Annotated in this window: 8 protein-coding genes; all 8 read right to left on the bottom strand. The window is 44.8% G+C overall.

The window, feature by feature from the left end:
• Positions 1 to 1,840: VgrG-related protein (locus B9T16_RS20230; RefSeq protein ID WP_410245610.1), on the bottom strand; the 1,840-nt coding region annotated here is incomplete at its 3' end.
• Between the two features lie 18 nt (positions 1,841 to 1,858).
• Positions 1,859 to 2,701, bottom strand: a complete 843-nt coding sequence (locus B9T16_RS20225) for a hypothetical protein (RefSeq protein ID WP_410245609.1) — start codon at positions 2,699 to 2,701, stop codon at positions 1,859 to 1,861.
• 172 nt (positions 2,702 to 2,873) lie between these two features.
• The gene (locus B9T16_RS20220) at positions 2,874 to 5,426 is read right to left on the bottom strand and encodes a hypothetical protein (RefSeq protein WP_410245608.1); all 2,553 of its coding nucleotides are present in this window, start codon (positions 5,424 to 5,426) and stop codon (positions 2,874 to 2,876) included.
• A 54-nt stretch (positions 5,427 to 5,480) separates the two neighbouring features.
• On the bottom strand, positions 5,481 to 6,002 hold the full coding sequence (locus tag B9T16_RS20215; RefSeq protein ID WP_410245607.1) for a phage tail protein: 522 nt from the start codon (positions 6,000 to 6,002) through the stop codon (positions 5,481 to 5,483).
• A gap of 65 nt (positions 6,003 to 6,067) precedes the next feature.
• The gene (locus B9T16_RS20210) at positions 6,068 to 6,286 is read right to left on the bottom strand and encodes a hypothetical protein (protein WP_006617736.1); all 219 of its coding nucleotides are present in this window, start codon (positions 6,284 to 6,286) and stop codon (positions 6,068 to 6,070) included.
• A gap of 11 nt (positions 6,287 to 6,297) precedes the next feature.
• Positions 6,298 to 8,736: a substrate-binding domain-containing protein gene (locus tag B9T16_RS20205; protein ID WP_410245606.1), complete on the bottom strand. Its 2,439-nt coding sequence runs from the start codon at positions 8,734 to 8,736 to the stop codon at positions 6,298 to 6,300.
• A gap of 63 nt (positions 8,737 to 8,799) precedes the next feature.
• Entirely contained in the window at positions 8,800 to 9,858 is a 1,059-nt protein-coding gene (locus tag B9T16_RS20200) for a YbjN domain-containing protein (protein ID WP_410245605.1), read from the bottom strand.
• 15 nt (positions 9,859 to 9,873) lie between these two features.
• On the bottom strand, positions 9,874 to 11,754 hold a 1,881-nt coding region (locus tag B9T16_RS20195; protein ID WP_410245604.1), incomplete at its 5' end, for an ATP-binding protein.

The raw sequence follows: 11,754 nt of genomic DNA, 5'->3' as shown, positions 1-11,754 counted from the left end.
CCTGAAATTGCTGTTGTTGCTGTTGTTGCTGCGCCGCCAAATTAGCGATCGCATCCGCCACATTCATCCCCCCCGTCCCGCCGACCATTAAAGCCGCAGCCGTTACAGCTCCCGTCACGTTGACATTAGCAGTTTGAATGTCAATTTTGCGGGTACGATCATCAATGCGGATGCGCTGATGGCCAGATGTCACTATCTCTATAGTGCGATCGCTATCATTAAGCCTAATTTGATGACCGCCACTGGTTTGAATATAAACCCCATCCTGGCTAGTGCGACTGAGATCCTCCTCCACAAACTGGATTTTATGGCCGCTGCGGGTAGTGAAACTTCGCAGGCGCACTTTCCCCCGATTAGAAATAGTCTCCTCAACAGGCTCTGGGGGACTGTCCTGGCCATTCCATACCCCACCAATAACATAGGGACGGTGGATATCTCCATGTTCAAAAGCCACTAGCACCTCATCATTAATTTCTGGGAGACAGTAAAAGCCTCGGTTAGGTCCAGCCCCAATACCCACAACCCTAGCCCAGGCGCTGGCGTGGGCGCTCCCGTCCCCTTCAGGGGTCAGCGTCGGAAATTTCACTCGCACACGCCCAAGACCCTCTGGGTCATAGTTATGAGTAACAATACCCACTAGATGGGTTTGCCCCGGTTTCAAACCTATTTTGGGAGAAAGAGTTGTCAAAATTGAACCGCCCCGTAACCCCCTAACACTAAATTCTGTGCTGTATCTCCCTTCTTGATACAGGTGGCGCGTTTCAGTAATGTAATATTTACCGCTATAACGCCCCATCCCCGTTAATTCCACCACTTTCCCTACCCGAATATTCGGGTTTCCCGGAGCATGGGAGTCCGCTTGCACAAATTCTCCCTCGAGTTCATTATAGAGAGCCTGAGCCATCAAGTCCGCCGCTTTGGGGCTGGAAACAGGCCGATCTACAACAATCATTTTCTGCGGCGGGAAGTTGCTCCCAAAAAGTCCCGTGGTTAAGCGATCGCCACCTGATGACCTCCCTTGAAACTGACTCGAGTGCCCCTCCTGGGAATTACCCTCGATTTGAGTGATTTTTTCCGAGCGATCGGCTACCGACACAATAGGCTGTTTTCTAGTATAATCCCAGCTTCGCACTTCCACTGAGTCAACCTGTTCCGCACTGGTGACTCGGACTCGAAAACTTTCAAAGTCTTTTAGCCATTTCAATCTCAAAATATCCCCTCCCTGGGGGCGACGGAAAAATAGTTTCCCATCTTGAACGAATAATTCAAATCCAATTCTAGCTGCTCTGTCCCGCAGGAATTCCATATTGGTCTGGTTTTCCTGAAAGACATAGGCTTGTCTTTCTCCGCTCGGGTCGATTCTCCCTCGCTCAATTCCTACTTCTCTCGCGATTTTCGCAACTATATCGCTATCGGTATAATCCTGGAAAGAACGGTTATAACGCCCTCGGTGCAGACGGTGGGAAATGTCATAACCCCGAACTATAATCGGTGCTTGCGTGTCGCTGGTAAAGTGTGTTTCAATCGCCGTAATTTCTCCTTCGATAATGTAGTCTTTTTGGTCTTCGTTGAATTCTGGAGATTCCGTTGTGCTACCTTGAAAACCAATCTTGACTTTTTTGCCAATTTGTAGTAGGGGATCGTGTTGCCATGTTTGGCTTTCGTCGTCTACCGGAACGTAGGGATTATTTATAGCCAGTGTGAACATCCCCGGTAAGTGCAAACTCTCTTCTACCGAAATTTGCAGCAAATCATTCATTAAAGCCGACAGGGATAATTGGTCAGCTCCTTCAATTTGCAACAGAGGACTGGAAACATACAGACTGCGATCGCTTGCCATGACTACAATGATATGTTATTATTTACTGATAATTTTACGACGCTCACTAAAACTGCGATCGGCAACCCCCAGATCCACTTCTTTCAGCTTAATCGTCACTCGGGCGCGTACTGGTGTACCATCTGGTTTAAACATCGTCAATTTATAATCTAAACTTTCCACCATACAACGCATATAATTTTTATCCCCCCAAATTAAGTAGTAAACCGGGGGTCGTCGCAGCTCTAGGGCTTGTGTTTCAATATCTCCCCCACCATATTCCGCCAATTCTATGGCATTCGCATTCACCCCTAACAAGTTACTAGACAGGCTAGATACAGCCGATTGAATTACAGTATTAGTAACACTAGCTTTGACCAATCTTTCACTGTAACCTTGTTCTTTCGCAAATGGATCTTTAAAGGAACTAAAGTCTACAGCATCCAGAATAGGCTTGATTTGATTCAATACATTTTCACCAGTTTCATAGGTATCGAACACCAGATCAGTTAAGGTTAATTGGTAGGGTTCTACAAAACCAAAGTTAACTTTCGGTAAGCCTCTACTTGTTCGCGCTCCCTTAATATCTTCAATGGAAACAGACCTACTTAACTGCAAGTCTGTAGGGTTAAATTGAAACCGGATAATATTAGCGCCTTCTCCACTTCTCGGAATCAGGGCAGCTTTGACCAGTTTCCCACTTTTGAACCCAGACCTTTGATAAAGAGAACTGGCTGCATCCTCTTTTCTTCGCTCTAAGGATAAATACTTCTGATCTCGATTTTTGTCATATATAGCTGCTCCTTTAAGCAAGGCAATATCGGCTGTACTTGTCGCGACATCCTTAGCCAAATTACTGAGCCATGAATTCTCTTTTGTCATAATTCACCCCTTTTCTAATTCCACGATAATCAAGATGATTTATCATCAGTCTTTATGCCTGTAATTAGGTATATTTTTTATGATAAATAATTCCACTATACCACTATTATTGATTAATTACATAAAAATTTAACTTTTCTTTATATTTTCATCAATCCTTAAATATCTTGAATTACCACGGAAAACGTCCAGAAGACCTATGGGAACCATAACGCTCTCTTTCCACTTGAAATCGCTGACAAATAAATCTATATATTTCTATAGCTAGTGCTTCTAGTTGTTCAGATGTTACAACTTCTTCTTCTGATTTAGATTCTGGTTGATTATGGTCATCATCAGTTGTTGCTTTGGCTTTTATATTTTCCTCTAATTCATAAATATCTTGCTCCCTTAATGACTCGACTTGCTGAGATTTTTGGGATGAAATTGTCTGCTTTAATCTGGCTCTATCTTGAATAGTTTTTTGCATAATTTCTTTGATATTAGATGGTTTATTGTAAAATTGAGAAGACAAAATATTACCCTTGGAACTTACCTGAAGACTATCTGGAATATATGGATTTTGCGGGAAACTAACATTTGTATTTTGGTTGTTTTTGAATTGATTTAACCTGGAATTTTCTTGATTATTTATGTTGTGAATATTGTATGGATTGTGAGGAACTAAATTTTTCTCGTTAACATCACTATTTTTGGGGTTATTTTTATTAAAATTTTGATGATTTGAAGCCTCATTATTTTTTGTTATAAATTTATTTTTAAAAAATCTTTGAATTTCGGGAATATTACCATTTAAAAGCATTTCTTTAACCGTTATATTTTTAGTAGAAATACTTGATAATAATTCAGATTTTCGTTGAATAGATGATGAATCATTTTCAGATATCCCATCATTTATATCTCCCGAATCTGAGGTTTCTGAGAGTCTTTGAATTGAAGGAGAATCATTAGAAGCGATCGCATTATTTACATCTCCCGAATCTGAGGTTTCCGAGAGTCTCTGAATGGGAGACGAATCTGAGGTTTCCGAGAGTCGTTGAATTGAGGGTGAATCGTGAGTAGAGGCGATCGCATTATTTACGTCTCCTGAATCCGAGATTTCGGAGAGTCTCTGAATTGGAGATGAATCTGAGGTTTCCGAGAGTCGTTGAATTGAGGGTGAATCGTGAGTAGAGGCGATCGCATTATTTACATCTCCTAAATCGGAAGTTTCCGATAACCTCTGAATTGAGGGTGAATCATGATTAGAGGCGATCGCATTATTTACGTCTCCTGAATCCGAGATTTCGGAGAGTCTCTGAATTGGAGATGAATCTGAGGTTTCCGAGAGTCGTTGAATTGAGGGTGAATCGTGAGTAGAGGCGATCGCATTATTTACGTCTCCTGAATCCGAGATTTCGGAGAGTCTCTGAATGGGAGACGAATCTGAGGTTTCCGAGAGTCGTTGAATTGAAGGGGAATCATGAGTAGAGGCGATCGCATTATTTACATCTCCCGAATCTGAGGTTTCCGAGAGTCTCTGAATGGGAGGAGATGAATCCGAGGTTTCTGAGAGTCTTTGAATTGAAGGAGAATCATTAGAAGCGATCGCATTATTTACATCTCCTGAATCTGAGGTTTCCGAGAGTCTCTGAATTGGAGATGAATCTGAGGTTTCCGAGATTCGTTGAATTGAGGGTGAATCATGATTAGAGGCGATCGCATTATTTACATCTCCTAAATCGGAAGTTTCCGATAACCTCTGAATTGAGGGTGAATCATGATTAGAGGCGATCGCATTATTTACATCTCCCGAATCTGAGGTTTCCGAGAGTCTCTGAATGGGAGACGAATCTGAGGTTTCCGAGAGTCGTTGAATTGAGGGTGAATCGTGAGAGGCGATCGCATTATTTACATCTCCCAAATCGGAAGTTTCCGAGAGTCTCTGAATTGAGGGGGAATCGTGAGAGGCGATCGCATTATTTATATCTCCCGAATCTGAGGTTTCCGAGAGTCTCTGAATGGGAGACGAATCTGAGGTTTCCGAGAGTCGTTGAATTGAGGGTGAATCGTGAGAGGCGATCGCATTATTTATATCTCCCGAATCTGAGGTTTCTGAGAGTCGTTGAATTGGGGATATGTCGGAAATAGGTTCAGAAGTTGAAGATTCGTATTGTCTTTGTATATATTCAGGATGATGGGATTTAGATATTTCTTGGCTTTCGTGGTATTTAGGAGGATAAAATCGGTTTGATTTTGGAGATACATAATCCCCTAATATGCTTCTAAATATGGTTGACTTGGAGGGTTGTGATTTTTGATAATTAACTTTTGTTTGGTCTTGATTGATATTGTCTAAGTCCTCAAATGGTGCATCTAATTCCCGTCTAATTGCAGATGATTCTGATGTGGGAATAGGAGATATTTCTGTGGGTTTAGGAATCGATTCTATTTCACTATTGGTAGAAAAATCAACATCATTCAGTGGCTTTTCTTGGATAATGTTTCGATTACCTAAGTCAGGTTTTGACTCTAATAGAAAAGGACTATCCCAATCAGAAAACCTTTGTAATTCTACTCCTTTACTAGAAAATAAAGATAAATCTAAAACTGAGATAGATCGTGCCCCTATAGGCTGTAAAAATTTCTGTCCTAATGGTATAGGAGAAACTATGGGATTTTTGACCCCTAAAGGTGCTTCTGATGGGGTGTTCGTGGATGAAATTTTATCCGATTTTGTAGACATATACCTTGATTCAAATTACCACAAAAATTAGTCTGATATTTGATAATTTGTCCTTTAAAAGTATCCAAAACGATCCCGCCTTCTATTGATGGCTACACCTCCCGCACCCTGGCTTTGTGTGGTCACTTGTAACCCTTCATAAGCTAGGGTTAATTCTTCGATCGCTACTGAACTTCCTTCGGCTTGAAATCCTGGTGCTTTCCAAGAAATTGGAATAGCACCAATCAAAGTCCATGCTTGCATAATTTCCCCGGCTTGATTGAACATTAAAATATTGATATTCCGACGATTATATATGGGATTACTCATAGTAGTTATCATCCAATTCCAGAATATTGTACTATTAGTCATTCCCCTTTTTAAGGTGATGTCGTCAAACTCAGCATGACCTATAAATACTCGCTGTTGGTCATTAACTCCTCCTTCTAAATAGGCTTCTTTTTGCAAGGTTACTCCCCAGCCAGAACATTCCGAAAAAGATGCGGAAATTGTGCTTTCCATTTCTACATAAAAGCGATTAGTTGTGATATAATTGTAGCGGGGTGTAAAGGTATTAGTGCTGGGTATGGCTTCCATAATTTACTCGGATATATGTTAACAATTTATGAACATCATTAAAGATGTAATAAAGATGGAGATTACTATCGTTCACGGCTGATATTAAGTTCAGTAATTAACATTTCGTAAACTCGTTCTTGGATCTGTTGCTTTAGCATCGGGTCGGCGTGAACTTTTTGGGCGATTTTATACATCAAATCTTTGGGATTATGACACTGTATTTGGGCGGGCGCAACTAAACCAATGGGGTGGCTAGGTTGTCCGGGGGGTGGGTGTGGTATTGGGGGTTGGTTAGGGTTCATGATTAAATTGGTTAACGATTTTGGCTAAGGTTTTGTAAAGGAACTAATCCCGTTTTAATGAGCAGATTTTGTGCTTCTTCTGTTTTGAGAATTTCGGCAAATTTCTGCCCTACCGGGGATAAACTGTTATCAAATGAATAAACAACAGCCAGAGAATAGGCTAAGGGATATTGTCCAGTTTGAAATCGCTCAACTGATGGATAGTAGCTACCTTTATCATTGCACAAATCGGTTCCAGGTGTAATAGATTCATTGTTATGGCTTAGGGGTTGTACGGCTGGTCTCAAGCCTTCTACGATCGCCAGAGGGTAGACAGAACACTGCTGAAAAACTTGGCTGAGTGGGCCAAAAGACAGGCTGCCAATTTGTCGTTCTTCAAAATCCTGAAGAACTGTTCTCATCGCTTGAAAAGTGGGGATTTGGCGAATTCTATTGACATTGGTTTCAGTTGTGATAAAATTATCTGAGGAGGGTTTTTGCCACAGTCGCCGAAATTGAGCGATCGCTCGCTCGGTTTGTAGGACTCGTTCTTCAAAAATGCGGATAGCTTCTCCATCGGTGGGGATGTACAATTGCACAGGGAAATCCGGCCCTCCTAACTGTTTCCAGTTGTTAATTTCTCCGGTGTATAGTTGTCGCAATTGCTTAATTGATATTTGTCCGTTTAAATTGTGAGGTAAGGAATTCTGGCGGCGCTGGTAACTAAAGGCGACAAACACGACCAAACCATCATAAGCAAAGGGAATAGCATTCAAGTCTCTGTCTAAGTCCTGAATTAAGCTGGTAATAGCAAAATCTGCCTCTTGGTTGCGAACTTTAGCCAGTGCTTTTTCGGTTGTTGGTTGGGGTTTATAAACCAATTTCAGCATATTTGGGATGCGCTGTTGCAATTCTGACTCTAAGGTTTTCCCTTTTTCTACTAAGTTGCGCTGTCGGATTGAATAATTCCAAACGCCATTTTCCTCAGCAGTGTAGCTAAATGTTCCTTTGGGAATAGCAGCAATATCTTTGATACAACAGGGAGAAAAACGGTGGTCAGCTAGGACGACATAGGGGCGATATAATAACCGCCAGATACCAATTCCTCCTAAAAAAGCCAGCAGAAGCAGTAGCAGAAGCCACAGCCGGGGAAAAGGTGGTTTTGTATCTTCTGTGTCTAAGACGATCGCTTGATAATTGTCGTCAATTTCAGATAACTTAGGGAGGGCTTCCCGGGCGGCTTTGGCATTTTCAAAGGATATATTGAATCCCAGGAGTCGCAATATAAACTGTTGCAGAGGGAGATAGTTTTCGGGCCAGTCTTCTGGGAATTGGTAGCGGAAGGTCTGCCCTCGGACATCGATGGGGGAGGTTAAATCATGTTGCCAATTTCCTTTTAAAAGGTCAAAGGCGATCGCACCTAAAGCCGTTAAATCGAGCTTAGGATCAGCCTGGGTAACTGTGGTTAACCCGGGCTGAAATGGCTTTTCTGTGAGGGCTAAGTCAGCGATGTAGGCGATAAATTGGGGGCGATGAAACTGATGCTGTTCGATGGGTAAAATCAGAATGGTGTCCAAGCTGAGGTTCCCGTGGGCTACAGATTCGCGAATTTGACCGGAGGGGAGGCGGTATTTCTGGGTGTGGAGGGCTTCCAGGCTTTGCAAAATCTGGTCGAGGAGGTGCAGGACTTGTTGGGGGGTCATAGCACCAAATTGGCGCATATAGGTTCGCAGGGTGGGATAGCTGTTAGAGAGGGTGGGGGTAACGGTGTAGCAGCGGGGTTGGTGGCGGTCGGCGATCGCTTCTGAGGGGACCAGCAGCCGAAAGTCCTGCACCCGACCATCAGCGGGGACTAATCCTGCCACATTTTCAAATACTGTTTTGGTCTGCTGTTGTTCATGTGGGTTAAAGTGACGTTGGGGGAGCAGATATTCTTTAATAATGACCGTTTTATTGTTGTTGGTTTGCACTGCTTGATAAAGGCGACCCAGACCCCGACTACCGATGAAACTGACGATGCGATATCGGCCTTGGTTGCCGATAATTTCGGATTTGGTGGCGAGGAAGGCGGGAAATCCGCATTGTAGACAGGTTAAAACCTGTGTTTCTGCGGTGGTGGATGAGGTAGCCAGGGGGCAGAATAGAGGGTTGCCGTGGGTACAGCGATATTTGGGATAGGGGTTGAGGCTGCTGGGGCTGACTTCGGCAAGTTGTGGAGGCGTATCGAGGATTTCGATGTCTGTGTCTTCGGGAATTTCTTCGCCCCGTTTGCGCCGTCGGAGGAGATCTCGGACATCTTCGCGAATGAAAGGTAAAAGCCGAATTACCCACAGGGGGAGAAATCGATAGGCGGAAGCGAAGGCATTATAACCTACCCGTCGGACGCGGTGTTGGGCGGTAGCAACGGTGCTTTCTCTGAGAGCTTTTCCGGTTCGGGTTTTGGGAATTGGGCGTTGAGGGGGTCTTACCATTGCATAAGGCTTCCCAAGAAGTAGGTGTTAGGTAGTCAATTAGGGGGTGAGAAAATAGGGTATTTATTCAGCCTCAACTTGGGCGATCGCATTATCAGGGGATGTACCATTGAGTACGGCAATAATACCTGGCAGGTATTGATCCATCATGGTCACGTTTGTATAAACGAGGGATTCTACTAAAGCCGGGGTAAGGCGATCGCCTTCTACATCGATACTGGTTTTATAACAAACCTCCCCATCGGAATAGTCTAACTCGAAGTTGCCCAGAATTAAACCAGAATTAGCTTTTGTTAATAATTCAGCAATAGCCGATCGCTTTGGCGCAGGAATTGTCAGGGGACAAATCGAGTAAAACAGGAATTGTTGTTCTTCGTCTCTGGCTTGTGCGGAACAACTCCAACGGCCATTGTCGCCAATAAATGCCATCTCTAGGGTAGCTCCCTCGTCCAAGCTAACGTAGTCCCAATCATCTTGGTTAAAAAAGGCCGCCATGATTTGGGAAATGGGGGCAGAAATTGAGGAATCCGAGTCCCCTGTTGGCGGCGCGCCCAATTCCCTGCTAATTTCTTCGAGGGCTTGGCTTCCGGTTGACAAAGCCGTTTTAATTTGCGCCCCTAACTGCTGAAAAGTGTCTTTTCCGGTAGCAACCAGTTGAGCGAGGGTGTCAGGATTTGCCCAATCCCAAAGAGTACGATAGGCGATCGTTTTGTCTAATTGTTGTTGTCGCACTCCCAAACAAAACCAGTTTTCCGTGAATTGGTGAGGTAGGGGTTCTGGTCCGGGTGGTTGTTGTAGGTGATTGATGAGAGTAGCCGTGGTGGTTTCGTCCTGGGTGAGTTGAGGCAGCAAACCCGGTTTGAGCATCAATTCTAGGGTTAAATTGGTGTAAGGGTCAAATTGGCGGTCGATTAAGGGACTACAAACCTCTGGTTTCAAGTTAAACAATTGTTCTTTTTCAATCAATTGATAGGTATCAAAGGGTACTTCTAGCGTCAGATAAACATTAATATCCTTCCCATCATCCTCAGCAAAAATGCCATTCACGGCCAACAATTCGAGGGTTTTTTGTGATGGCAAAATAAACGTTAATTGTTGATTTAAATAAATATCTTTTTTCATATCAATTATTAGTTATTAAACCCAGCCTTTAACTTCACTATCCATCAAAGGTTTTTCCAGTTTCATATATTCACTTTGGGCGGCGGCGAGTAGATGTTTCATCATTACCGGTTCTTCAGCATCAGCAGCCAGAAAAGCGGCGTTAAGGGCGATATTGCGGATATTACCCCCAGAGACACTCAAACGCGCCAATTTCTCAACCGTGAGCCCATCGGTGGGAGTTTCCGAGGGGAAAATACGCCGCCAGATTTCGGCGCGCTGTTTAGCATCGGGAAAGGGGAATTGGACCACAAAACGGATGCGACGGAGAAAAGCGGGGTCGAGGGCACCCTTCATGTTGGTGGTAAGAATAGCTAAACCTCGGTAGGCTTCCATGCGTTGCAGCAGATAACTAACCTCGATGTTAGCATGGCGATCGTGGGAGTCTTTGACCTCGCTGCGCTTACCAAATAGGGCATCAGCTTCATCGAAGAGCAAAATCGCGCCCCCACTTTCGGCAGCATCAAAGACGCGGCGAAGGTTTTTCTCCGTTTCGCCGATATATTTGCTAATGACGGAACTCAGGTCAATTTTGTATAAATCGAGTCGCAGGGCTTGGGCGAGAACTTCGGCGGCGGTGGTTTTCCCCGTCCCACTGGGTCCAGCAAATAGGGCGCTGATACCTAAACCCCGATCGCTTTTTTTACCGAAACCCCAATTTTCGTAAACTTGGGAACGTTGGCGGAGGTGAGCGGCCATTGTTTCGAGAACTTGCATTTGAGCCGACGGGAGAACCAAATCAGCCCAGGTGGCTTTAACTTCGATGCGCTGGGCCATATCTTCCATGCGGGGTCTAGCTTGGAGGCGACAAGCATCCCAAAGGTGGTCAATAAAGGTTTCTGTATCTTCGGGGGAAATTCCCTGGCTGGCGGTAGCCGTACAAACGGCGATAATGGCGGGGGAGGGGAGGTTAAATTGGGCGGTAACTCGTTGTAGGTGGCCGTTGAGGTGTGTAGTACCTTCTCCGAGGTGTTCTTCCCAATACTGGTACTGTTCGGCAGCGCCCGGGCGAGTAACCTCAAAGTTAAGCAGGGGTCGGGTCCGCTGCGGAAGGCGATCGCGAACGGTAATCATCAGGGGGCTACCGATGCGCTCAATCAGTTGCCAGATACCGTCTCCGTGGCGACTCATTTCTACCTGTTCGCAGTCGATAATGAGGGCATAACCTCCCAAAACTGACTCGCGCTCCCATAGTTTTAACATAAGGTTGAACTCTGCGGTGGCGGAAGGAATGCGATCGCCATCCATCAGATAGAGTTCTAGATCTAACTGTTGACAGACCACCTGTGCGATCGCTTGTCGAGTCGCGATATCTTCCCCGCAAATCTGGACAACCGGTAACTGGGACTCCTCGCTAAAGTTCGACCAGGTTTGGGCAATTTTTAGGGCTAGTTGTTGATGGGAGGGGACCAACAGGGAGGGCTCCCCCAGGGATTCCACAATCCCGAATAAGCGTTCATCAAGATGCTGTATCCCGATGAGATAGTGGAGGATGCGTTCATCAATGCGAAGGGGGCTGAGGGTCAAAACCGCACCGCCTCCGACCTCTAGTAAACGCCAGCGACGTAGGGGAGCATTGGGTGTTAGGGCGCTCCAATGGGGGTCATCGAAGATATTGAGGGCGAGGCTAAAAGTCGGATAGGGCTTTTGGGGGTCGCCGTTGGCTTCCGCGCAGAGTAGGGGAAAATCGGCATCGAGTTCCATTCCGGCGCACAGTAGCAGCAAATCTTGTTCAMAGGTMGATAGCCCAMMGGTATCGCACAGTTGCTCCAAGACAGGGGGGATGATGTTTGCTACGGTGGTTTCCGGTCGGGTTTCCCCTAATGATGCCGCTTTGATTCTTTCCTTAATYCGGGT

The organism is Arthrospira sp. PCC 8006 (assembly GCF_046480465.1).
In the GTDB taxonomy this organism is placed as follows: Bacteria; Cyanobacteriota; Cyanobacteriia; order Cyanobacteriales; family Microcoleaceae; genus Limnospira; species Limnospira platensis.
Note: the sequence above shows the minus strand (reverse complement) of the source record. Positions and strands in the feature narration are given on the sequence as shown.

Bases quoted from the DNA above. Each gene is read 5' to 3' on its own strand.
- B9T16_RS20200 (WP_410245605.1), bottom strand. From the start codon at position 9,858: ATGAAAAAAGATATTTATTTAAATCAACAATTAACGTTTATTTTGCCA.
- B9T16_RS20210 (WP_006617736.1), bottom strand. From the start codon at position 6,286: ATGAACCCTAACCAACCCCCAATACCACACCCACCCCCCGGACAACCT.
- B9T16_RS20225 (WP_410245609.1), bottom strand. From the start codon at position 2,701: ATGACAAAAGAGAATTCATGGCTCAGTAATTTGGCTAAGGATGTCGCG.
- B9T16_RS20220 (WP_410245608.1), bottom strand. From the start codon at position 5,426: ATGTCTACAAAATCGGATAAAATTTCATCCACGAACACCCCATCAGAA.
- B9T16_RS20205 (WP_410245606.1), bottom strand. From the start codon at position 8,736: ATGGTAAGACCCCCTCAACGCCCAATTCCCAAAACCCGAACCGGAAAA.
- B9T16_RS20215 (WP_410245607.1), bottom strand. From the start codon at position 6,002: ATGGAAGCCATACCCAGCACTAATACCTTTACACCCCGCTACAATTAT.